At 71.1% G+C, this 21,666-nt stretch carries 22 protein-coding genes; 13 read left to right on the top strand and 9 right to left on the bottom strand.

Annotation, left to right across the window (positions count from 1 at the left end):
• Window positions 1-53: 53 nt before the first annotated feature.
• Window positions 54-1,325: a cytochrome P450 gene (locus tag ABGB12_RS16825; RefSeq protein ID WP_347678853.1), complete on the top strand. Its 1,272-nt coding sequence runs from the start codon at window positions 54-56 to the stop codon at window positions 1,323-1,325.
• Between the two features lie 23 nt (window positions 1,326-1,348).
• Here ABGB12_RS16825 and ABGB12_RS16830 read toward each other — a convergent pair whose 3' ends face one another.
• From ABGB12_RS16830 to ABGB12_RS16850, 5 genes are all read right to left on the bottom strand, one after another.
• Window positions 1,349-3,655 carry a SpoIIE family protein phosphatase gene (locus tag ABGB12_RS16830; protein WP_347678855.1) on the bottom strand — a complete coding sequence of 769 codons (2,307 nt, stop codon included), beginning with the start codon at window positions 3,653-3,655 and terminating at the stop codon, window positions 1,349-1,351.
• 37 nt (window positions 3,656-3,692) lie between these two features.
• Entirely contained in the window at window positions 3,693-5,807 is a 2,115-nt protein-coding gene (locus ABGB12_RS16835) for an ATPase (protein WP_347678857.1), read from the bottom strand.
• 124 nt (window positions 5,808-5,931) lie between these two features.
• Window positions 5,932-6,348 carry a hypothetical protein gene (locus ABGB12_RS16840; protein WP_347678859.1) on the bottom strand — a complete coding sequence of 139 codons (417 nt, stop codon included), beginning with the start codon at window positions 6,346-6,348 and terminating at the stop codon, window positions 5,932-5,934.
• A gap of 110 nt (window positions 6,349-6,458) precedes the next feature.
• Window positions 6,459-7,283 carry a helix-turn-helix transcriptional regulator gene (locus tag ABGB12_RS16845; protein WP_347679193.1) on the bottom strand — a complete coding sequence of 275 codons (825 nt, stop codon included), beginning with the start codon at window positions 7,281-7,283 and terminating at the stop codon, window positions 6,459-6,461.
• 128 nt (window positions 7,284-7,411) lie between these two features.
• Window positions 7,412-7,696, bottom strand: a complete 285-nt coding sequence (locus tag ABGB12_RS16850; RefSeq protein WP_347678861.1) for a DUF397 domain-containing protein — start codon at window positions 7,694-7,696, stop codon at window positions 7,412-7,414.
• Between the two features lie 188 nt (window positions 7,697-7,884).
• On the opposite strand from ABGB12_RS16850, the gene ABGB12_RS16855 reads away from it, so the two are divergent.
• From ABGB12_RS16855 to ABGB12_RS16895, 9 genes are all read left to right on the top strand, one after another.
• A complete protein-coding gene (locus tag ABGB12_RS16855) occupies window positions 7,885-8,094 on the top strand; it encodes a hypothetical protein (protein ID WP_347678863.1) in 210 nt (69 codons plus the stop codon).
• A 44-nt stretch (window positions 8,095-8,138) separates the two neighbouring features.
• Complete coding sequence (locus tag ABGB12_RS16860) at window positions 8,139-9,011, top strand: 3-methyladenine DNA glycosylase (RefSeq protein ID WP_347678865.1); 873 nt, start codon at window positions 8,139-8,141, stop codon at window positions 9,009-9,011.
• A gap of 132 nt (window positions 9,012-9,143) precedes the next feature.
• Window positions 9,144-9,983, top strand: coding sequence for a nitrilase-related carbon-nitrogen hydrolase (locus ABGB12_RS16865; protein WP_347678867.1), 840 nt, complete (start codon window positions 9,144-9,146; stop codon window positions 9,981-9,983).
• Window positions 9,984-10,005: 22 nt separating this feature from the next.
• Window positions 10,006-11,412 carry a dihydropyrimidinase gene (gene hydA / locus ABGB12_RS16870; RefSeq protein WP_347678869.1) on the top strand — a complete coding sequence of 469 codons (1,407 nt, stop codon included), beginning with the start codon at window positions 10,006-10,008 and terminating at the stop codon, window positions 11,410-11,412.
• A gap of 11 nt (window positions 11,413-11,423) precedes the next feature.
• Window positions 11,424-12,428 carry a TIGR03842 family LLM class F420-dependent oxidoreductase gene (locus ABGB12_RS16875; protein ID WP_347678871.1) on the top strand — a complete coding sequence of 335 codons (1,005 nt, stop codon included), beginning with the start codon at window positions 11,424-11,426 and terminating at the stop codon, window positions 12,426-12,428.
• Complete coding sequence (locus ABGB12_RS16880) at window positions 12,425-13,249, top strand: ABC transporter permease subunit (protein ID WP_347678873.1); 825 nt, start codon at window positions 12,425-12,427, stop codon at window positions 13,247-13,249. The genes ABGB12_RS16875 and ABGB12_RS16880 overlap by 4 nt, the downstream gene beginning before the upstream one ends.
• Window positions 13,246-14,037 (top strand): ABC transporter ATP-binding protein, encoded by a 792-nt coding sequence (locus tag ABGB12_RS16885; RefSeq protein ID WP_347678875.1) that lies wholly within the window; start codon window positions 13,246-13,248, stop codon window positions 14,035-14,037. The genes ABGB12_RS16880 and ABGB12_RS16885 overlap by 4 nt, the downstream gene beginning before the upstream one ends.
• A complete protein-coding gene (locus ABGB12_RS16890; RefSeq protein WP_347678877.1) occupies window positions 14,034-14,792 on the top strand; it encodes an ABC transporter permease in 759 nt (252 codons plus the stop codon). Before ABGB12_RS16885 ends, ABGB12_RS16890 begins: the two co-directional genes overlap by 4 nt.
• 40 nt (window positions 14,793-14,832) lie before the next feature.
• On the top strand, window positions 14,833-15,945 hold the full coding sequence (locus ABGB12_RS16895; protein ID WP_347678879.1) for an ABC transporter substrate-binding protein: 1,113 nt from the start codon (window positions 14,833-14,835) through the stop codon (window positions 15,943-15,945).
• A 38-nt stretch (window positions 15,946-15,983) separates the two neighbouring features.
• On the opposite strand, the gene ABGB12_RS16900 is transcribed toward ABGB12_RS16895, so the two are convergent.
• The 3 genes from ABGB12_RS16900 to ABGB12_RS16910 are packed head-to-tail and all read right to left on the bottom strand — an operon-like array spanning window position 15,984 to window position 18,629.
• Entirely contained in the window at window positions 15,984-16,679 is a 696-nt protein-coding gene (locus tag ABGB12_RS16900) for a hypothetical protein (protein WP_347678881.1), read from the bottom strand.
• Window positions 16,676-17,278: an RNA polymerase sigma factor gene (locus ABGB12_RS16905; protein WP_347678883.1), complete on the bottom strand. Its 603-nt coding sequence runs from the start codon at window positions 17,276-17,278 to the stop codon at window positions 16,676-16,678. The genes ABGB12_RS16900 and ABGB12_RS16905 overlap by 4 nt, the downstream gene beginning before the upstream one ends.
• Window positions 17,279-17,333: 55 nt before the next feature.
• Entirely contained in the window at window positions 17,334-18,629 is a 1,296-nt protein-coding gene (locus tag ABGB12_RS16910; RefSeq protein WP_347678885.1) for a HAMP domain-containing sensor histidine kinase, read from the bottom strand.
• Window positions 18,630-18,794: 165 nt separating this feature from the next.
• On the opposite strand from ABGB12_RS16910, the gene ABGB12_RS16915 reads away from it, so the two are divergent.
• From ABGB12_RS16915 to ABGB12_RS16925, 3 genes are all read left to right on the top strand, one after another.
• Complete coding sequence (locus ABGB12_RS16915; protein ID WP_347678886.1) at window positions 18,795-19,988, top strand: helix-turn-helix domain-containing protein; 1,194 nt, start codon at window positions 18,795-18,797, stop codon at window positions 19,986-19,988.
• A 101-nt stretch (window positions 19,989-20,089) separates the two neighbouring features.
• Window positions 20,090-20,581, top strand: coding sequence for an LURP-one-related family protein (locus ABGB12_RS16920; protein WP_347678887.1), 492 nt, complete (start codon window positions 20,090-20,092; stop codon window positions 20,579-20,581).
• Window positions 20,578-21,066 (top strand): potassium channel family protein, encoded by a 489-nt coding sequence (locus tag ABGB12_RS16925; RefSeq protein WP_347678888.1) that lies wholly within the window; start codon window positions 20,578-20,580, stop codon window positions 21,064-21,066. The genes ABGB12_RS16920 and ABGB12_RS16925 overlap by 4 nt, the downstream gene beginning before the upstream one ends.
• A gap of 32 nt (window positions 21,067-21,098) precedes the next feature.
• Here the strand turns inward: ABGB12_RS16925 and ABGB12_RS16930 are convergent, their stop codons facing one another.
• Window positions 21,099-21,590 carry a DUF1269 domain-containing protein gene (locus ABGB12_RS16930; RefSeq protein WP_347678890.1) on the bottom strand — a complete coding sequence of 164 codons (492 nt, stop codon included), beginning with the start codon at window positions 21,588-21,590 and terminating at the stop codon, window positions 21,099-21,101.
• Window positions 21,591-21,666: the final 76 nt, after the last annotated feature.

The following is a 21,666-nucleotide window of genomic DNA, read 5'->3' on the forward strand; positions in this document are numbered from 1 at the left end:
CTACTGACCTTCCCGGGCTTTCCTCCTTTCCGGCATTGGCGCGGCTCGGGCTGATGCTGGCGCGTGATCCCTATGAGGGTTTGCAGCGGGTCCAGAGCGCTTCTGGGAACATCGCCGGTTTTGGTTGGGGGCCGGTGAAATATGTGCTTATGTTCGGCCCTGAGGCAAATGTCTTTCTCTTTGGGAACTCGGGGCTGTTCACCGTCCGCGAGGCCTTCGACGTGCTCGTCCCCGTCAACGGGGAGACCGCGCTCATCGCCTCCGACGGCGAGGCGCACAAACGCCGCAGACGTCTGGTCCAGCCCGCCTTCCACCGCCGGAGGATCGACGGCTACATCGCGCGGATGGCCGAGAACACCGACGCGCTCCTCGACACCTGGCGGGAGGGCGAGACCCTCGACGCCTACGCCTCCTTCCGCGAGCTCACCCGCCGCACCACCGTCCAGCTGCTGTTCGGCGACCGGCTCGCCGCCGACGAGGACCTCCTCAGCGGCGAGCTGCAGACCCTGCTCGACGGCATCGACCGCCCCTACAGCCAGCTCGTCGCGCTGCGCTCGGTGCCCAACCCGTTCTGGCGCAGGGTCATCGAGGCCCGCGCGGCCGTGCTGGACCGGCTGATGCGGGAGATCGCCGACCGCCGGATGGACCCCACCCCCCGCCAGGACGTGCTGGGACTGCTGCTGGACTCCCGCGACGAGGAGGGCGGCGGGCTCACCGACGTCGAACTGCAGGACCAGGCGATCAGCCTCATGGCGGCCGGCTACGAGACCACCAGCGCCGCGCTCGGCTGGGCCGTCCACCTCATGCTCACCACCGAGGGCGTGTGGGAGCGCGCCCGGCGGGAACTCCCTCCGGGACCGCTCACGGCCGAGACCCTGCGGGACTGCGTCTACCTCGACCACGTCGTCAACGAGACGCTCCGGCTCTTCCCCCCGGTCGTGATGAGCGCCCGCAAGGTGGCGGAGGACTTCGTGTTCGAGGGCCACCGGGTGCCGGCGGGAGCCATGCTGATCTACAGCCCCTACGTCACGCACCGCATGGAGTCGGTCTGGCCCGACGCCGAGACGTTCCGCCCCGACCGGTGGGACCCCGCCTCGCCCGGCCACACCCCGGCCACTCCCGCGTCGTTCCTGCCGTTCGGCGGAGGCCAGCACCGCTGCATCGGCTCGGCCCTGGCCACCACCGGCATCAAGGTCGCCCTGGCGCGGCTGCTGGCCAGGGCCGAACTCGAGCACACCGGCGCGCCCGTCCAGCCCCGGAGCATCACCGCGATGCGGCCCCGCGACGGGGTCCCGGTGGTGGTGAAGGAGATGCGGCCCGCCTGACCCGGGAAGCCCGTGGCGGGAGCCTAACGACTCCAGCCCTCCGCTTCGGCGAGCCACTCGTCACGTCTGCCGAACAGCAGCTCGTGCCCCGGCAGCTCGCGCAGCCGTTCCCTGCCGTAGCCGCGCACCCCGTGCAGCAGCCGGTAACCGCGTCCGCGCCGTCCGACCTCGCCGACGACGACGGACTTGCCGACCAGAGCCGACAGCGCGGGCAGCATCTCCTCGGCGGAGAACCGCTCGTCCACGCACACCCGTTCCACCGCGTGCAGGTCGAACCGGCCGTCGAACACCGACAGCCTCGCCCACAGCAGCCGCTCCTCCTCGGTGCACAACTCGTGGCTCGACTCGACGCGGGCGCGGGCCGCCGCCGCGGCGGCCTCGTCACCGAACCCGTCGAAGTCCCCGAACACATCGAACCGCCCGGCGAACTCGGCGGCGGACAGGCCCGGGTGGGCGCTGCGGGCGGCGAGCTCCACCATGAGGGGGACCGCGTCGAGCCGCGAACACAGCCGTCGCACGTCCGAGGGATCCTCATCGGCGGGCCGGGCCCCGGCGAGGGAGACGAACAGGCGGACCGCGGAGTCCAGGCCCAGCGGGAGCAGTGGCAGCACATGCTCGCCGGTGAGCCCGAACGGCTGCCGTCCGGTTCCCAGCACCCGCAGCCTCGGCGCGGCCCGCAGCAGGGAGCGGACGAACCGGGAGCAGGAGTCCAGCAGTCCGTCGCAGCCGTCCAGCACCAGCAGCAGCCTCCGGTCGGTGAGCTCGACCAGGGACAGGCCGACGGACTCGCGCAGCGCGCCCTCCACGGCCCGGGAGACGTCGGCGGGCGAGCTCACCGAGGTCAGGTCGACGTTGACGACACCGTCGGGGAAGTCGTGGGTGAGGGAGGCGGCGCTCTCCGAGACCAGCCGGGACTTGCCGATGCCGGGAGCCCCGGTGACCGTCACCAGCCGGAAGTCCTCCAACATCCGCCGCACCTCGTGGAGCTCCGAGGTGCGGCCGACGAACTCGCCGTCGTGCGTGGGCCGGTACCCCGAGGCCGCGGAGGACCTCTCGCGCCCCGGACGGGAGGCGGGCGCGGGCAGCCGGACCGCCAGCAGCGCGACCGCGTCCCGCCCGGCGCTCTTGAGCAGCCGTTCGCACAGCCCTGACAGGCCGCCGATCCCGGTGAACTCCGAGGCCTCGGTGAGCTTGGGCGGGCCGGACGGGGGGCGCTCGACCCCCATGAGGTCGCCGCCGACGAGGGTCAGGCCCCTGGTGCCGAACAGCAGCAGGGACCCGGGCTCGGGGGAGAGGAACCGGGTCGGGTAGGCGCTCTGCCCGTACCCCAGGGGCGGCGCGGGCTCCGGGTCGAGGAGCTCGGCCTGGCCGTCCGGACGGACCAGCACCGAGGTGATCCGGCCGGCCGAGGAGATCTGGAACTCGCCGGCCGCGGGATCGTGCACCGCGTACAGGCAGCCGGCGCCGGAGCCGTCCGACGCGTGGCCCTGTCGCCGGACCAGCCGGTCCAGCAGGTCCAGCAGGTGCCCCGGCGGAACCTCGGCCAGAGCCAGCGCCCTGATCTGAGCGCGCAGCTCCAGCAGCAGGGCGGCGGCCCGAGGGCCGGGGCCGCCCGTCTCCCCGACGACCAGGCCGGTGCGCCCGGCGGGAAGGTCCAGCACGTCGCACCAGTGCCCGTCGAGCGGCTGCTTCAGCCTGGCCGCCACCTCCACGCCGGGCCGGCTCGTCTCCTCCGGCGGCAGGACGGTCCGCTCCAGCTCCGCGATGAGCGCGAGCCCGCCGCGCAGCTCGCGTCCCGCGCCCAGGGCCTGGCCGCTCCAGCGGGCCAGCTCGGCCAGGTCGTCGATCCGGTCGCCGGGCAGCGGCGCCGCCGACAGCAGCAGCGCCGCGCCCATCAGCCGGTCGGCGTCCAGCAGCGGCAGCAGCACCACCGCGCGGGTGCGCGCGGCCTCGGCCAGCCTCGGCTCGCCCAGCTCGGCGGCGAGCCGCGCGGCGCCCTCGCCGTCCGCCACCGCCAGGCGCACCGACTCCCCCCGCAGCAGCGCGCGCAGGGTGGGGGTGTCCCGGGGCCAGCGGACCCGCTCCCGTTCGGGGAAGAGGCGGGCCAGGACCTTGTCCCCGCCGACGGACGCGGTGCGGCGCAGCAGCACCTCACCGTCCCTGCGGATGCTCTCGGAGGCGCCGGTGAGCACCCGGTCGGCGACGTACATCAGGGCGAAGTCGACCCCGCGCGACGCGGCCGTCTCGGCCAGCCAGCGGGTGGGGTCGGATCCGCGGCCCGCCGCCGTTCGCCTGCGCATCAGGTCGTCGAGCTCCGGCCGTGCTCCCATCAGGCCTCACCTCGGTCGGGAAGGGTGGTGTATCGGGTCAACAGAAGTCCTCACCCATCGCGTAGGCGAAACCTCTCTCCAGGCTCAGCGCGCGGCCCAGGGCGTGCTCCCGCTCATAGGCGTGGTCCCCGAGTTCCTGCCTGGCCAGCGACTCGCACATGTCGCGGGTGCGCCTCAGGCCCTCGGACCCGATCGCGGGGATCCCGAACGTGCGCCAGATCTCCTGGCCCAGCCCCAGCAGCCGGGCCCCCCGCTCGGCGTCGCCGCCGAGCGCGGCGGCCAGGGCCAGGACGTCCACGGCCAGAGCGCAGCCGGCGCTGTCGCCCAGCCTGGCCTTGAACCGCAGCGAGGCGCGTCCGTACTCGACGGCGCTCCCGGTGGCGCCGCGGCGCAGTTCGGCCAGCGCCCGGACGTAGTCGGCGAAGGACAGCCCCCAGCCGTCCAGGTGCCGCAGCGCCGATGAACGGCACCGTTCGGACATGGCGACGGCGTCGTCGACGTCCCCGCGCAGCACCAGCACCAGGGCGTGGACGAAGTAGGTCATGGTCAGGTCGCCTTGCTCGCCGTTGCTCTCGTACCGCCTGGCGGCGCTCTCCAGCAGCCGCACCGCCGAGTCGAACTCGCCGCGGACCATGCGGATGGTGCCGGCGATGTAGTCGGCGGTGGCCAGGGCGGACGGGTCGCCCTGGCGCTCGGCGTGGCGCAGGCACCGCTCGTGGTACAGCCGGCCGGCCTCGGTGTCCCCCTGGACGATGGCGAGCCGGGCCACGGCCCACAGCGCCTTGGTGAGGACGGGGCCGGGAGCGGGGTCGAGGGCCAGCAGCCGTTCGGCGTAGAGGCGGCCCTCGCGGATGTGCCCGCACGGCAGCCAGAAGAGGAACAGGGAGCCGAAGATCTCCAGCCCAAAGGCGTGCTCCCCGGGACGGTCCAGGCAGAACTCCAGAGCGGCGCGGATGTTGGGCAGTTCGCGCTGCATCCGGCCGCACCACACGACCTCCGTGGGGCCGTGCCATTCGGCCTCGTAGCGCCGGGCGAGCTCCAGGAAGCAGTCGCGGTGCAGCCGGTGGACGCGTTCGCGTTCGCCGAGCTCGGTCAGCCAGTCCGCGCCGTACTCGCGGATCGGCACGGGGAGCCGGTAGCGGGAGCCCCCGCCGAACGAGCCCTCGCAGGGCTCGCGCAGCAGGATCGAGGTCTCGACCAGGCTTTCCAGCAGTCCGGGGATCCAGGCGGAGGGCAGCCGCTCGTCGGCGCACACCCGGATGGCGGAGGCGGTGTCGAAGTCGTGGGGGAAGGCCGACAGGCGTGCCCACAGCAGCCGTTCGGGCGGGGTGAGCAGTTCGTGGCTCCAGCCGATCGCCGCGCGCATGGTCTCGTGCCGGGCCAGGCCGCGGTCGCCCCCGGTCAGCAGGGAGAACCGGCGGGCGAGCCGGTCGGCGAGCTCCTCGGCGGTGAGGGTGCGCAGCCAGACCGCGGCCAGTTCGATGGCGAGCGGGATGCCGTCGAGTCGCCGGCACAGCCGGGCGACGGCGTCGCGGGTGGGCCCGGTGAGACAGAACGCGGGGTCGACCGCCGCGGCCCGGTCGGCGAACAGGATGACGGAGTCGTGCTCCGGCCCGGCGTCCTCGCCGCCGGGGCCCGGCCCCGCCTCGGACGGGACGGGCAGCGGCTCGAGGACCAGGACCTGTTCGCCGGGCAGGCCGAGCTGCCGCCGGCCGGTCACCAGGACGTGCAGGCCGGGCGCGGCGGGCAGCAGCGTCTCGACGAGGGCCGAACAGGCGTCGAGCAGGTGCTCGCAGGTGTCGAGGACGAGCAGGAGTGAACGTTCGGAGAGGAAGTCGACGAGCACCTCCATCTGGCGGCGCGCGCTCTGGTCGGCCACGCCCAGGGCACGGGAGACGGTGTGGGGGAGCAGGTCGGGGTCCTGCAGGCCGGACAGGTCGACCAGCCACGCCCCGTCGGGGAACCGGGCGCCCGCCAGTTCGGCGGCGCGCAGTGCGGTCCTGGTCTTTCCGACGCCGCCGATCCCGGTGACGGTGACGAGCCGGGAGCGGCGGAGCAGGGCGGAGAGCCGGTCCAGTTCCTCGTGCCGCCCGACGAAGCTGGAGATCTCCGCGGGCAGGTTTCCCGGGTTCCGTTCGACGGTGTGGGTCATGCGACCTCCCTGGAGCGCCGCGTCGATCCTAACTCCGGCTCGGGAACGGCGACCGGGTTTTCCCGGGAAATCGATGTCCGCTAATTCTATAAAATCCACTTAATGTTGTTTGTTGGGGAAATCTTCAGAGGCCGGCCAGCGCGGACTTCCAGGCGCGCCCGCTGGCCCGTCCGGCGCCGATCCCCGCGACGTGGGACGGGGTGGTCTGGGCGTTCTGCGGCTGGAGGAAGGAGAAACGGTAGGGAGAGCCGGCGACCGTGAGCTTCATGCCTCCGCCGAAGTAGTACCAGGGGAAGCGCACCTGCCCCACCTCCTGCAACGGGACGTCGAAGAGGACGAGGGAGTGGCCCATGGTGAGCAGGTCGGTCAGCCCGGAATGGCCCGTGCGCTGCTCCAGGGTGCGCAGCTGGCCCATGGTGAGCGCCCCCCGCCCGTGGGCCTCGAAACGCAGCCGTCCGCCCTCCGTGCCGAGCACGCCGGGAGTGCTCCCGGTCGAGCCCATGATGAGCCAGGCGAGGGTCTGCAGGTGCTGAGCGTTCACTTTTCTCTCCCGTTCGGATGGCGTCTCCGACGATAGGAAGAACACTGTCCCGACGGACAGGGAGCGATGTCCCGAACTCCCCGTACGCGCTTCCCCTCACCCGCGGCGGCTCACAGCTCCCGCAGCAGCCCGTTCAGGGTCTCCCTGGTGCGCTCGGGGCTCTCGGCCACCAGGCACAGGCGGTCCATCGTGCCCAGATAGCCGCGGACCTCCTCGGGCTTGTCCAGGTACAGGGCGCTGCTGAGCTGCTCGAGGTAGACCACGTCCGGCAGGTCCGGCTGGGGGAAGCGAAGGATGGTGAAGGGGCCTCCTGCCGCCGGGTGGGCGCCCACCCGGAACGGCACCACCTGCAGCGTGACCGCAGGGTCCTCGGTCAGCTCCAGCAGATGCCGCAGCTGGCCCCGCATGACCGTCCGGCCGCCGAGCGGACGGCGCAGCGCCGCCTCGTCCAGCACGGCCCACAGCCTGGGCCGGTCCGCGGCGGTGAGCAGCCGCTGCCGGCTCAGCCGCAGGATCACCCGCCGCTCCGTCTCGTTCTCGGGCATGTGCTCGGCCCCGATCGAGATCACCGCGCGGGCGTAGTCCTCGGTCTGCATGAGCCCGTGCACGAACTGCACCTCGTAGCTGCGGATGACCGACGCCGCCTGCTCCAGCCCGATGTAGGGCTCCAGCCAGCCGGGCATGACGTCCTGGTACCGGTGCCACCAGCCCGGCTCGCCGGCCTGTCGGGCCAGTTCCAGCAGGGTCTGGCGCTCGGTGGCCCCGGTGACGCCGTAGAGGTCGAGCAGGTCGACGAGGTCCCGCCGTTTGAAGCCGCTGCGGCCCAGCTCCAGTCGGCTGATCTTGGAGTGGGTGGCGCGGATGGCGTCGGCCGCCTCCTCCCGGCTGATCCCGCTGCCCTCCCGCAGCCGCCGCAACTGGGCGCCGACCATCATGCGCAGGGCGGTCGGGCCGGTGCGGGCGGGGGACGGGTCGGCGGTACCGGAACGGACGGGGCGGGGGTCGGGGGAGGCGAAGGAGGCGGGGTGCGGCGCGGGTGGCACGGGCCCTCCCGTGGGAGAGATCAGGCGGTCGGGCTCAGTCTGGCATCTCCGAGCCCCTCACGCGGGACGATCAGGTCGTCGAACTCCCCGTCCTTGGCGCCCTGGACGAACGCCGACAGCTCCGCCACGGTGAAGATCAGGGCCGGTCCGGCCGGATGGCGGGAATTACGCAGAGCGATCTCCGGTCCGGGGAGGGCGGCCACCTCGACACAGCTGCCCTGGGGGTTGCTGTGCCTGCTCTTCCGCCAACTCGCGGCGGTGAGAGCCTGGGCCGGCATGCCGTTGAAGGGCCGGAGGGTCCCCATACGTCTCCTCAGCGGATTCTCACGCAGAGTATCTGCACGTGCATCTGTACTTGTATTTGTTTTATCAGTTGCGCTTGCGCGAAGCCCGGCCAGCTCGGAAGATAATCATGGAAAACCTCCGGAGTCAGGCTTGATCGCGGTCCGTCCGGCCGCTTTTGGTGACTTCTCTCTCCCCTCGGAAGGCCAGGATGGGATACCTCAGCGAAAGTGACCAGCAGGCCGTGACGCTCGCCGGCGAGCTGCAGCGCTCCATGCAGGAGTGGCTGCTCAGCCGGGGCGTGAGCAACACCTGCAGCGTCTCCCCCTACGTGGACTCCGGCGGCCAGCCCGCCGTCCTGATCAAGATGAACTCCCACGTGGCGCACGCGATGCTCGCCTCCTTCAAGCAGAGCGTCTGACGCGGTTCGCCTCCACGGCGCGTGGTTCCTACCATGCAGGGGTGGTGAGCGTTCTCGACGAGCAGGAATGGCGGTCCAGGGCCGCCGCGCACCGGACCCGGCTGGAGTCCCTGATCGGCGGCTACCTGGCGCAGCGGCGCGAGGGCCGCGCCCATCCTGTCGAGGACTTCCTGTTCACCTATTACGGGCACCGCCCCGGACGGCTGCTGACCTGGCACCCCGGCGCCGGCGTGGTGCTGGCGGGCGCGACGGACCACGGCCCCGGGTATGTGGACACCCCCGAGGGCGCCACGCTCGACGTGGCGGCGCTGCTGCCGCGCCGCCGGGCGTTCGTGCGGTGGACCCGCGACCTGCTCGGAGCGATCTCGGCCCGCCCGGCGCATCTGGGCTGCTTCGGCCTGCACGAGTGGGCCATGGTCTACCGGCTGGAGCCGACGGAGATCCGGCACTCGTCCTGGCCGCTGCGGCTGCCTCCCGAGCGCATCTCCGCGCTGCTGGACCAGCGCGGGGTGCGGTGCAGCCACTTCGACGCCTTCCGCTTCTTCACCGGACCGGCCCGTCCGCTCAACGTGCTGCAGCCCTCGAAGGACAACCGGGAGGAGCTGGAGCAGCCGGGCTGCCTACACGCCAACATGGACCTCTACAAGTGGGCCTACAAGCTCTCCCCGCTCATCCCCGGCGAACTGGTCGCCGACTGCTTCGCCCTGGCCAGGCGGATCCGCGCCGTCGACATGCGGGCCAGCCCCTACGACCTGGGCGGTCTGGGATATGAGCCGATCCGTGTCGAGACCTCGGAAGGGCGCGCCGAGTACGCCGCGCACCAGCGCGACTTCGCGGAGGCCGCCGTCCCGCTGCGCGAACGGCTCCTGGCCGAGTGCGACCGGCTGCTGCGCGAGCACGACCGCCTGCCCGCCTGAGCCCGGATCCTGCGGGAGAAGGCATTAACGCGCCTGGAACGCACGCGTAATTGCGGTGTCCTTTGCCGAACATACGGTCCCCTACACCTGACGCCGGGTATCTCGCTGACCCGGCTTGGAGAGGGGGAGGGCATGTCCGATGTCATCCGCGCCGCCCTGGTCCAGACGAACTGGACGGGCGACAAGGAATCGATGATCAAGGCGCACGAGGAGTACGCGCGCCAGGCCGCCGCGGAGGGCGCGAAGGTCATCTGCTTCCAGGAGCTGTTCTACGGGCCTTATTTCTGCCAGGTCCAGGACCCGGAGTACTACGAGTACGCCGAGTCGATCCCAGGCCCGACCACCGAGCGCTTCCAGGCGCTGGCCGCCGAACTCGGCATGGTGATGGTCCTGCCGATGTACGAGCGGGAGCAGCCGGGCGTGCTCTACAACACCGCCGCGGTGGTGGACGCCGACGGCTCCTACCTCGGCAAGTACCGCAAGACGCACATCCCGCAGGTGAAAGGCTTCTGGGAGAAGTTCTACTTCCGGCCCGGCAACCTCGGCTACCCGGTGTTCGACACCGCGGTCGGCAAGGTCGGCGTCTACATCTGCTACGACCGGCACTTCCCCGAGGGCTGGCGCGCGCTGGGCCTGAACGGCGCGCAGATCGTGTTCAACCCGTCGGCGACCAGCCGGGGCCTGAGCTCCTACCTGTGGAAGCTGGAGCAGCCGGCCTCCGCGGTGGCCAACGAGTACTTCGTCGGCGCCATCAACCGGGTCGGCATCGAGGACCTGGGCGACAACGACTTCTACGGCACCTCCTACTTCGTGGACCCCGAAGGCGGGTTCGTCGGCGAGGTCGGCGACGGGCACGAGCCGGACCTGATCGTCCGGGACCTCGACCTGGGGCTCCTGGCCGAGGTCCGGGACCGCTGGGCCTTCTACCGCGACCGCCGCCCCGACGCCTACGGCGACCTGACCGCCCCGTGACCCGGGTCAAGGAGGCATACGTATGACGACACTGCTCATCAAAGGCGGCACGGTCGTGGGACCGTCCGGGGCGATCGCCGCCGACGTGCTGGTCGACGGCGAGAAGATCGTGGCGCTGACGCTCCCGGGCACCGCGCCCGAGACCGGCGGGCGGGTCATCGACGCCACCGGCAAGTACGTGATCCCGGGCGGCATCGACGCCCACACCCACATGGAGCTCCCGTTCGGCGGGACGGCGGCCAGCGACACGTTCGCCACCGGCACGGCCGCCGCGGCGTGGGGCGGCACCACCACCATCATCGACTTCGCCGTGCAGCGCGCCGGCGAGAGCGTCCAGGACGGGCTGGCCGCCTGGCACGCCAAGGCCGAGGGCGAGTGCCACGTCGACTACGCCTTCCACCAGATCATCGGCGGCGTCGACGAGGCCTCGCTGAAGGCGATGGACTCCCTCGTCACCGACGAGGGCATCACCAGCTTCAAGCTGTTCATGGCCTACCCGGGCGTCTTCTACAGCGACGACGGCCAGATCCTGCGGGCGATGCAGCGGGCCCGCGAGAACGGCGCCATGATCATGATGCACGCGGAGAACGGGCCCGCGATCGACGTCCTGGTCGCCCAGGCCCTGGCCCGCGGTGAGACCGATCCGATCCACCACGGCCTCACCCGTCCGGCCGCGCTGGAGACCGAGGCCACCAGCCGCGCCATCTACCTGGCCGAGGTCGCCCGGGACACCCCGCTCTACATCGTCCACCTGTCGGCGAGCGGGGCGCTGGCGAAGGTCGCCGAGGCCCGTGACGCCGGCCGCAACGTCTTCGCCGAGACCTGCCCGCAGTACCTCTACCTGACACTGGAGGACCAGCTCGGCGCCCCCGGGTTCGAGGGCGCCAAGTGGGTCTGCTCCACGCCGCTGCGCTCCAAGCACGAGCCGCACGCCCGCGACCTGTGGCAGGGCCTGCGCACCAACGACCTGGCCGTCGTCTCCACCGACCACTGCCCGTTCTGCTTCAAGGACCAGAAGGAGCTGGGCCTGGGCGACTTCTCCAAGATCCCCAACGGGATCGGGAGCGTCGAGCACAGGGTCGACCTGCTCTACCAGGGCGTGGTGGAGGGGAAGCTCTCGCTGGAGCGCTGGGTGGAGACCATCGCCACCACGCCCGCCCGCATGTTCGGCCTCTACCCGCGCAAGGGCGTCATCGCGCCCGGCTCGGACGCCGACATCGTCGTCTACGACCCGGACGGACGCACCCGCATCAGCGCCGAGACCCACCACATGAACATGGACCACTCCGCGTGGGAGGGCTTCGAGATCGCCGGGAAGGTCGACACGGTCATCAGCCGCGGCACCGTGCTGCTGGAGAACGGCACGTTCCACGGACGCAAGGGGCACGGGCGCTACCTGCCCCGCGGTCTGTCCCAGTACCTGGTCTAAGGGGGAACCAGTTGGACATCGGAGCAGTCTTCCAGCTCGATCCGCCCGCCTCGTCCGTGGTGGACCTGGCGGTCATGGCCGAGCAGGCGGGCTTCAGCCACGTGTGGAGCTTCGACTCCCACCTGCTGTGGCAGGAGCCCTTCGTCATCTACAGCCAGATCCTGGCGAGGACCGAACGCGTCATGGTCGGTCCCATGGTCACCAACCCCGGCACCCGGGATTGGTCGGTGACCGCCTCGCACTTCGCCACCCTCAACGAGATGTTCGGCAACCGCACGGTCTGCGGCATCGGCCGGGGCGACTCGGCGCTGCGCACCCTCGGTCTCAAGCCGACGACCATCGCCGAGCTGCGCTCCTGCGTCAAGGCCGTCCGCGACCTGGCAGAGGGCCGCGTCGCCGACGTCCGGGGACAGCGGATCCACCTGCCCTGGGTGAAGGACGGGTCGCTGCCGGTCTGGGTCGCCGCCTACGGGCCGCGCGCCCTGGCCCTGACCGGGGAGGTCGGCGACGGCTTCATCCTGCAGCTGGCCGACCCCGACATCGCCGCCTGGACGATCGGCGCGGTCAAAGCCGCCGCCGAGAAGGCCAGCCGCGACCCGGACTCCCTCACCTTCTGCGTCGCCGCCCCCGCCTACGTCGGAGACGACCTGGCGCACCAGCGCGAGCAGACCCGCTGGTTCGGCGGCATGGTCGGCAACCACGTCGCCGACCTCCTGGAACGTTACGGCGCCGACGGCTCGGCCGTCCCCAAGGCCCTCACCGACTACATCAAGGGCCGCAAGGACTACGACTACGCCGAGCACGGACGGGCCGGGAACACCCACACCGACTTCGTGCCCGACGAGATCATCGACCGGTTCTGCGTCCTCGGGCCGGTGGAGGACCACCTGGCCCGGCTGAAGGAGCTGAGCGACCTGGGCGTCGACCAGTTCGCCGTCTACCTGCAGCACGACGACAACGAGAACACCCTGGCCGCCTACGGCGAGCACATCATCCCGGCGGTGGCCGGGCTGTGAGAAGGGTCCTCGGCTCCCTGAGCCTGGTGGCCGCGGCCGCCGGAGTCTGGGAGCTCTACAAGTGGCTGGGCTCCGACGACGGGACGACCGTCGCCGGAGTCCGGATCCTGCCCCGGGCGAGCGACCTGTCCATGCCGCACCTGTGGACGGTCCTGGCCCGGCTCGGCGACCCGGAGCTGACCGGCGGGGACCCGATCTGGCGGGTCCTGCTCGGGGCGTGCCTGACCACGCTCGGCATCGTCGCCGCAGGGTTCGCCGCCGGGGCGCTGTTCGGGCTGGCGCTGGCGGTCCTGATGGAGCGGTTCCGGTTCGCCGAGCGCGGGCTGCTGCCCTACGTCGTGCTCTCCCAGACCGTCCCGCTGGTCGCGCTGGCCCCGCTCATCGCCGGCTGGGGCGGGACGATCATGCCTCAGTGGGCGACCGTCTCGGTGATCGCCGCCTACCTGGCGTTCTTCCCGGTCGCGGTCGGCCTGCTGCGCGGCCTGCAGTCGCCGCCTCCCGAGGCGGTGGAGCTCATGCGCAGCTACTCGGCGGGCTGGTGGCACACCCTGGTCAAGCTGCGGCTTCCCGCCGCGACGCCGTTCCTGTTCCCCTCGCTGCGCCTGGCCGGGGCCGCCGCGGTGGTGGGCGCGGTGGTCGGGGAGATCTCCACCGGAACCAAGGGCGGCATCGGCCGCCTGGTCATCGAGTACTCGCGCGAGGCCACCACCGACCCGGCCAAGGTCTACACCGCGATGCTCGGCGCGGTCCTGCTGGGCCTCGCCGTCACCGGGCTGCTGGTGCTCGCCCAGCGCCTGTTCGTCAGAGGAGCCGCCACGTGATCGAGCTGTCCGGAGTCACCAAGGTGTTCAACCCCGGCCGGCCCGACGAGGTCACCGCGGTCGCTGCGGGGGACCTGAAGATCGAGGCCGGGGAGTTCGTGTCGCTGATCGGCCCGTCCGGCTGCGGCAAGAGCACCCTGCTGCGGCTCATCGCCGACCTGCTGCCGCCGACCACCGGGACCGTCACGGTCGCGGGCAGGACCGCGGCGCAGGCACGCAAGGAACGCCGCTACGGCATGGTCTTCCAGAAAGCCGGCCTGTTCGACTGGCGCACCGTGCAGCGCAACGTGGAACTCCCGCTGGAACTGCGCGGCACGGGACGTTCGGAACGGCGCGCCAGGGCGCTGGAGATGCTGGAACTCGTCGGCCTCTCGGACTTCGCCGGGCACTACCCGGCCCAGTTGTCGGGCGGTATGCAGCAGCGTGTCTCCATCGCCCGCGCGCTCGCCGACGCGCCGCCTCTGCTGCTCATGGACGAGCCGTTCGGAGCCCTGGACGAGATGACCCGCGAACGCCTCCAGGGTGAACTGCTGCGGATCTGCGCCGCCACCGGCACGACCGTCGTGTTCGTCACCCACTCCATCGACGAGGCGGTGTTCCTCTCCGGACGGGTGGTGGTCATGTCCGCGAGGCCCGGACGCGTCACCGAGGTGGTGGACGTCCCGCTGGGAGAGCGCACCGAGGCGACCCGGCAGGCCCCGGAGTTCTTCGAGGCCGTCACCGAGGTGCGGCGTGCCCTGCGCGCCCCGGCCGCCCCCGCGGTTCCGGCGCAGGTGGAGCCGTCGTGAACGTCCGTGCGGTGTTCGCGCCCGCCGTCGTCGGAGTGGGCGCCCTCGTCCTGTGGGAGACGTTCGTCAAGGTCGGAAGGGTCGCCCCCTATGTGCTGCCCGCTCCCTCGGCCGTCTTCACCGAACTCGTCGAGAACTTCGAGACCATCGTGGAGACCGGGCTGGCCAGCGGGCTGAACACGCTCGTCGGCCTGGTCGCGGGCACGGTGTTCGCCCTGCTCGCCGCGCTGGCCGCGACCCGCTTCACCGGGCTCGGGGAGGTCTCCATGCCGCTGGTGGCCGCGCTGAACGCGCTGCCGATCATCGCGCTGGCGCCGATCCTCAACAATATGTTCGAGTCCACCAGCAGCATCCCGCGCCGTGCGGTGGTGGCCCTGGTGGTCTTCTTCCCGGTGTTCCTCAACACCCTGCGCGGCCTGCGCGAGGTCGATCCGACGCACACCGAGCTGATGGACTCCTACGCGGCCGGCCCGTGGGCCTTCAACCGGCACGTCCGGCTGCCCGGCGCGCTCCCGTTCTTCTTCACCGGGCTGCGCCAGGCGTCCTCGCTCGCGGTCATCGCGGCGGTCGTCTCGGAGTACTTCGGCGGCCTGCAGGACGGCCTGGGCTCGCGGATCACCTCGGCCGCCGCCAACACCGCCTACCCCCGGGCCTGGGCCTTCGTGGCCGGGGCCTGCGTCCTCGGACTGCTGTTCTACGCGGCCGCGCTGGCGATCGAACGCCTGACGACCCCGTGGAAGCGGTCCGCCGCCTGACCTCCCACCCCATGCCCCCTTTCCGGAGGAAAGAGAACACGTGAAGAGAATCCTCGGCCTGCTGACCGCGGGCCTGCTGCTCACCGGGTGCGGCACCGCCGACACCCAGGACGGTGAGAGCACGTCCGGCCCCACCAAGGTGAGACTGCAGCTGCAGTGGTTCGTCCAGGCCCAGTTCGCCGGCTACATCGCCGCCCTCGACAAGGGCTTCTACAAAGCGGAGGGCCTCGACGTCGAGATCCTCGAGGGCGGGGTGGACATCGTCCCGCAGACCGTCCTGGCCCAGAACCGTGCCGACTACGCCATCTCGTGGGTGCCCAAGGCATTGGCCTCCCGCGAGCAGGGCGCGCAGATCACCAACGTCGGCCAGATCTTCCAGCGCTCGGGCACCTACCAGGTCTCCTTCGCCGACAGCGGGATCAAGACCCCCGCGGACCTGAAGGGCAAGAAGGTCGGCAACTGGGGCTTCGGCAACGAGTACGAGCTGTTCGCCGCGATGACCAAGGCCGGGCTCGACCCGGGCGAGGACGTCCAGCTGGTCCAGCAGCAGTTCGACATGCAGGCGCTGCTCCAGGGCGACATCGACGCGGCCCAGGCGATGTCCTACAACGAGTACGCGCAGCTCCTGGAGGCGGAGAACCCCAAGACGGGCGAGCTGTACAAGCCGGAGGACTTCACCGTCCTGGACTGGAACGAGGTCGGCACCTCGATGCTGCAGGACGCGATCTGGGCGTCGACCTCGCGGCTGGAGGACAAGACCTACCAGGACACCACGGTCAAGTTCCTCAAGGCCAGCATGAAGGGCTGGATGTACTGCCGCGACAACGCCGCCGAGTGCCGCGACCTGGTCGTGGCCAAGGGCTCGAAGCTCGGCGCCAGCCACCAGCTGTGGCAGACGGTCGAGAGCAACAAGCTGGTCTGGCCGTCCCCGAAGGGCATCGGCTACATCGACGAGACCGACTGGAAGCGGACCGTCCAGCTGTCCCTGGAGACCAAGAACGCCGACGGGCAGACGGTCCTGACCAAGGAGCCCGAAGGCCTGGCCTACACCAACGAGTACGTGGAGAAGGCGCTGGCCGGGCTGGCCGGTGAGGACACCAAGGGCGAGTCCTACAAGCCGGAGGCGGTCACTTTGGAGCCCGGCGGCAAGTGAGGTGTGTTCGGCGGCCCACGGCTCGGGCCGCCGAACATCTAGCGTTTGGTCGTCTTCGTGCTGGTGGACCGGGTGGTGCTGGGCCGGTCGGGTTTGCTCGTCGGCCTCTTCGAGGGACGGACGCTGGGACTGTTGCCGGGCTTGTCGGTGGGTTTGGCCGAGGAGCGGCTGGAGGCCTTCGGCTCGGCGCTCGGGAGCTTCAAGGAGAGGCAGTAGTCGTACACCTCGTCCTTGCCGCCCGCGGCCTTGACGAGGGCGGCATAGGCGGCGCCGCGGGTTTCGGCGGGCTTGAGACGCCACTCGCGGCCCTTCGGGTCCCGCAGGATCCGCTGGCACAACGCGGCCAGGCGGACCTCGGGGGAGCCGGACGGGGTGGGCCGCGCCGTCGGGGATCCGGTGGAAGGAGTGTTGGAGGGAGCGCTCTTGGGCGCCAGCCGGACGTCCCTGTCGTGGGAGACCGACTTCTCGTCTTTGCCGGGTAGGGGGACGGCTCCGGTGGCGAGGGCCACGCCGCCGCCCAGGACCGTCACGCAGAGCGCCGCGACGCCGACCTTCAAGGTCAGCAGCTTGGCCAGAGTGCTCTTCACGGGGTTCCCTTGGGTCGCCGGGAGCGGGTGGGCCACCGCCTCCCGGAACGCCGCCAGTGCCCGGTCCCTGCCGTCCAGCTCACTTCGGTGCGCCGGAACGGTGAGGGCGGCCAACACCCGGTCCAGCGGCGTTTTGTCTCTGTTCATGTCGTGTCCTCTAGCGCCGCCGTCATCCGTCGCGTCACGGGTTCCCCGGAAAACCGCTCCAGTTTCTTCGCCAGATTGCGCAGTCCCCGGTAGGCGGCGGTGCGGACGGCGCCCGCCCGCTTGCCCAGTACCTGCCCGGCGCCCGCGGAGTCGAGTTCGAAGAGCACGCGCAGCACCACGGCCTCGGCCTGGTCGCGGGGGAGCGAGGCGATGAACCGGATGGCCGCGTCGGTCGCCAGCTCGTCCAGGACGAGCTGTTCGGGCCCGTCCGAGCAGCCGACCAGCTCCACCAGCCGGTCCAGCGGCACCGGCTCCACCGGACGCCGCTGCTTGCGCCGCAGCAGGTCCATGGCCCGGTTACGGGCTATACGTGCTGTCCAGCCGCGGAATCCCGCCGAATCCCCGGAGAACTTTCCGAGGTCACGGGCGATCTGCAGCCAGGCCTCGGACGCCACGTCCTCGGCCTCGTCCCCGACCAGGGTCCTCAGGTAGCGCAGCAGCCGGGGCTGCACGTCCGTATAGATCCTGTCGAAGGCGTCGACATCACCCCTCTGGGCGAGCAGCACGAGCTCGCCGAGATCGGGGTCCTCCGGTTCCACGGATGGTCAAGCGCACGGAAGGCCCCGAATGTCACACCGGATCCTGTGATTTTTTTCATGGAGGCGGAAGGGCGGAGGAGTCCTCGATCAACGGCAGGCGCAGTTCGAAGCGCGCACCCCGCTCGCTGTCGGCCACCACGAGGCTGCCGCCGTGGTCCTCGGCGATCTCCCGGGAGATGGGGAGGCCGAGTCCGGTCCCGGCGGGATCACGTTTCTTGCTTTCCTCCAGCCGGACGAAACGTTCGAAGATCTTTTCCCGGTCTTTCGGCGGTATCCCCGAGCCGTCGTCGGTGACGGACAGCAGCGCGTGGTCGCCCTCCCGCTCCACCTTGACCTCCACCCTGGACTCGGCATGGCGGACGGCGTTGTTCAGGAGGTTGGCCAGCAGCCGGGCCAGCCGGATCCGGTTGCCCGTCACCAGGAGGCCGGGTTCGGCGTCCACCTTGATCTGGGGGTGGATCAGGGCCCTGGCGACCACGAAGTCGCCCAGGTCGATCGGCTCCATCTCCGGGGCCTTGGCTTGGAGCCGGGCGATGGTCAGCAGATCGTCGACGATCGCGGAGAGTCGTTCGGAGGAGACCAGGCCGGATTCGATCACCTCCCAGGGGTCGGCGCTCTCACGGTCGAGCAGCGCCTCCTCCAGACGGAGGCTGAGGCCGGCTATCGGGTTGCGCAGTTCGTGGGCGACGTCGGAGACGAACCGCCTCTGTTCCTCCACCGACTTCTCCAGCCGGGAGAGCGTGTCGTTGGCGGTGCGCGCCAGCCCGGCGATCTCCTCGGCGTTCTCGGGGACGGGCACCCGCATGCCCAGGTCGGAGGCGGTGATCGCGGCCATGCGGGTCCTGATCTCCTCGACCGAGCGCAGGGTCCTGCCCGTCAGCAGCCAGACGGACCAGGAGATGAGCCCCAGCAGCGGAAGGAAGGCCAGGAGGAGGGTGTACTCCAGTCGGTGGCCGGTGAGGAGGGGAGGGGCCGCGGTCGCGGCATAGATGACCGGGGAGTCCTCGCGCTCGCTCACCCGGAGGGCCGAGATCATCAGGCAGTCGTCCCGGTCGCACTCGATGAAGTTGCCGATGCGGTCATTGGTGGGGGGCCGCACCCCGCTCAAAGGGGGCCGCCCGGAGATCGCCTCGCTCGTCCCGATCACCTTGCCGGAGGCGTTCACCACCTGGATGATGCTCGCCTCGCCCTCGTCCGTGGGGATGGGGGAGGGGAGCGAGCCCTGCCGGTAGCGGGACGCCCAGACCAGGGCCGTCCGTTGGAGTTCCCGGTAGTTCTCCCCTTTGAGGGAATAGCGGATGTACTGGTCGGCGGCCGTGCCGAGCAGCAGCAGGAGCAACGCGACCAGCATGGTGACCAGCAGCGTGTAGCGAGCACGAATCGATCTCAGCGTCCGACCTCCCCCGAGGATCCCCCTTCGAGGATACCCAAAGTGATAATCCGATTACTTAACGGGAGGTCTTGCGCGCGGGTCCACCATCTGGGCAAGCTGGATGACCGTCTCAGGGAGGACACGTTGGGCGCACTCGGTCTCATCGAGCGGGACGACACCCATCGGGAGGTCGTGGGCATGGCCGCCAAGCGGCTGGCCTCGGACATCCCCACACTGGCCGGCCGGCTCCTGGCCAGGATCCGGGCGACCTGCCCCTCCAGCGCGAGACTGGTGTCCGAGGCCGAGCAGTTCGAATCGGTCAGGCTCGGCCTGACCTACGGGCTGGCCACCATTCCCGAGCCCGGCCCGGAGCGGCGCGAGCTGAGCCAGGCGGCGCTCACCGGCCGGCGCCGCGCGGCCCAGGGCGTCCCGCTGGACGAGCTGGTGAAGGCCTACCACCTGTCGGTCCAACTGGTGTGGGACGAGATGGTGAAGACCGTGCGCGAGGAGTCCCCCGGCCGGCTGGATCTCCTGATGCGCAGCAGCATGCACATCTGGGCGGGCATAGAGCGGCAGGCCGACGTCGCCGCCGAGGCCTACCGGCAGGCCCAGGCCGAGCAGCGCCGCTTCCAGGACGAGCGGGCCAGGATGCTGCTGGGCCGCCTCCTGGAGGCGGACGAGCCGGATCCGGGGCTGGTCGGTGCCGTTCACGACGCGCTGGGCCTGGAGGAGGACGGCGGCTACGCCGTCGCGGTCACCCGGTACGCCCGCCCGGCGCGCGGCGGGCTGTTCCGCCATCCCGAGACCCTGGACGGCTCGAGGGTGGTGTGGTCGCCCGGCGCCGACGGGGACCTCGCCGTGATCACCGTGCGCGGTGAGGAGACCCGCCGGATCTCCCGGGCGCTGGAGGCCGAGCTGGAGGGCCCGATCGGGCTCAGCCCGAAGGTGCGCGGCCTGGCCTCGCTGGGCTTCGCCCGGCGGCTGGCCGAGACCGCGCTGGCCGGGCGCCGCCCCGGCGACCGCGGGGTCATCGCCCTGGACGAGCATCTGGTCCGGTCGTTCGTGCTGGCCGCGCCCGACCTGGCCGAACTGCTCCGCCGCCAGATCATGTCCGGGGTGCTGGCGCTGCCCGAGCACGAGGCGTCCGCGCTGCTGGACACCCTGGCCTGCTGGCTGGAGGTCGGCTCCACCACCGAGGCGGCCAGGCGGCTGTACTGCCACCGCAACACCGTCCTCAACCGGCTGCGCCGACTGGAGCAGATCACCTCCCGCAAGCTGGACGAGCCCCGCGACGTGGTGCTGCTCGCCCTGGCCCTGGACGCCGTCCGTATCGGCTGAACCCCGACTTTGCCGCCAGTTGCCCACAGTTCGGCATCGTTTGGCCGCTCCGCGAGGACGGGACGGGTAGGGCTCCGGTCAACGACGAACGGAGCCCGGTCATGCGGTACCGCGTGCAGGACAAGGCCTTCTCGATCGGGGACGACTCCTGGATCGAGGACGAGCGGGGCGCCAGGGTGTTCCTGCTCGACGGCAAGATGCTGCCGGTGAGCCAGACCTACGAGCTGAAGGACGACACCGGCGAGGTGCTCCTGACGATCAGGAGGAAGATCGTCGCGCTGCGCGAGACCATGGTCGTCGAACGTGACGGCGGGGCCGTCGCCAAGGTGCACAAGAAGGTCAGGCTCGTCCGCGACCGGTTCTGCGTCGACCTCAGGGGCGGCGAGGAGTGGACCGTCACCGGCGACTTCCTCGGTAAGGAGTACGAGGTCGTCCGCGACTCCGACGACGTCCGTGTCGCCCTGGTCTCACGCAAGTGGCTGCGGCTGCGCGACACCTACACCGTCGACGTCTCCCAGGGCTTCGACGTCCCGCTGGTCCTGGCGGCCGCGGTGGCGATCGACGCCCTCGCCCGGGACGAGCCGGACCGATGACGCTGAGACGCCTGCGCTCCTGGGCCGGAATGGTGCTGAGCACCGTCGGATTCGGGATCCTCTACTTCTCGGTGCCGATGACCCGCAAGGACCTGAGCGGGGGGACACCGGCCGTCCGGGCCCTCGTCCTGCTGGCGGCGCTCGGCCTGATCGCCCTGGTGCTGGTCGTGCAGGCCCGCCGGAGTCTGGGCGAGGACCGCCTCATGATCGAGCGGTTCGCCCCGCTGCTGGGCGTGGTGAACCTGGTCGTGCTGTTCTTCTCCCTGATCTACTACGGCAACGCCGGGAGCTTCTCCGGGCTGGAGACCAAGATGGACTCCCTGTATTTCACGGTGTCCACGCTGTGCACCGTCGGGTACGGCGACATCACCCCGATCTCCCAGGGCGCGCGGGCCGTCGTGACGGTGCAGATGGTCTTCGACCTGGTCATCGTCACGAGCGCGATCTCCTTCATCGTGAGCGCCTGGAAACCCCGGGGCGGGTGAGGGCCGGAGGCCGGCGGGGCCTCCGGCGGCGGTCAGGCGGCGCGGGCGGCCTGGAAGGCCTCGCGCAGGCAGGTCTCCTGCAGGGGGCTCAGCGAGGTCCGGACGACTTCGCCCCCGTACTCGGAGATCTCGGGGAGCACCAGCTCCGGGGGCTGCTGGGCCAGCAGCAGGAACAGGGCCGCTCCGCCGGGCCGCAGCGCGGCCCCGAGCTCCTTGACGAACCGCTCGTCGGCGCCGTGCTCGTTCAGCGCGCCCGCCGCCGGGCTCGCCCCCGCGTCGAGCACCGCGCCCAGCAGCGGGACGAAGAGCAGCAGCCCGATCAGGCCGCCCCACAGCAGGCCCCAGGCGGCTCCGATCGACGCCCCGTGCACCTGGTGGAGCCTGACCGTACCGTCGGGCCGTTTCTCCAGCACGGCGGCGTCGGCGATCTGGAGCAGGTGCTCCCGGCGCATGCCGATCAGCCGGTCACGGACCTTCAAGGCGGTCGCCACCTCCGGATAGGCGATCGCGATGAGACTGCTCATGTCTTCCCCCCGAATGTCCACAGGCCGCGGGCTCCCCCGCGACCGGTGATCGTCTTCTACCCGGGCCGCCGGGCGG

It is taken from the genome of Actinocorallia sp. B10E7 (genome assembly GCF_039871655.1).
In the GTDB taxonomy this organism is placed as follows: Bacteria; Actinomycetota; Actinomycetes; order Streptosporangiales; family Streptosporangiaceae; genus Actinocorallia.

Excerpts from the sequence above, each read along its gene's own strand:
- ABGB12_RS16825 (WP_347678853.1), top strand. The coding sequence starts at position 54 with ATGCTGGCGCGTGATCCCTATGAGGGTTTGCAGCGGGTCCAGAGCGCT.
- ABGB12_RS16830 (WP_347678855.1), bottom strand. The coding sequence starts at position 3,655 with ATGGGAGCACGGCCGGAGCTCGACGACCTGATGCGCAGGCGAACGGCG.
- ABGB12_RS16835 (WP_347678857.1), bottom strand. The coding sequence starts at position 5,807 with ATGACCCACACCGTCGAACGGAACCCGGGAAACCTGCCCGCGGAGATC.
- ABGB12_RS16845 (WP_347679193.1), bottom strand. The coding sequence starts at position 7,283 with ATGATGGTCGGCGCCCAGTTGCGGCGGCTGCGGGAGGGCAGCGGGATC.
- ABGB12_RS16850 (WP_347678861.1), bottom strand. The coding sequence starts at position 7,696 with ATGGGGACCCTCCGGCCCTTCAACGGCATGCCGGCCCAGGCTCTCACC.
- ABGB12_RS16855 (WP_347678863.1), top strand. The coding sequence starts at position 7,885 with ATGGGATACCTCAGCGAAAGTGACCAGCAGGCCGTGACGCTCGCCGGC.
- ABGB12_RS16865 (WP_347678867.1), top strand. The coding sequence starts at position 9,144 with ATGTCCGATGTCATCCGCGCCGCCCTGGTCCAGACGAACTGGACGGGC.
- hydA (WP_347678869.1), top strand. The coding sequence starts at position 10,006 with ATGACGACACTGCTCATCAAAGGCGGCACGGTCGTGGGACCGTCCGGG.
- ABGB12_RS16900 (WP_347678881.1), bottom strand. The coding sequence starts at position 16,679 with ATGAACAGAGACAAAACGCCGCTGGACCGGGTGTTGGCCGCCCTCACC.
- ABGB12_RS16910 (WP_347678885.1), bottom strand. The coding sequence starts at position 18,629 with ATGCTGGTCGCGTTGCTCCTGCTGCTGCTCGGCACGGCCGCCGACCAG.
- ABGB12_RS16920 (WP_347678887.1), top strand. The coding sequence starts at position 20,090 with ATGCGGTACCGCGTGCAGGACAAGGCCTTCTCGATCGGGGACGACTCC.
- ABGB12_RS16925 (WP_347678888.1), top strand. The coding sequence starts at position 20,578 with ATGACGCTGAGACGCCTGCGCTCCTGGGCCGGAATGGTGCTGAGCACC.
- ABGB12_RS16930 (WP_347678890.1), bottom strand. The coding sequence starts at position 21,590 with ATGAGCAGTCTCATCGCGATCGCCTATCCGGAGGTGGCGACCGCCTTG.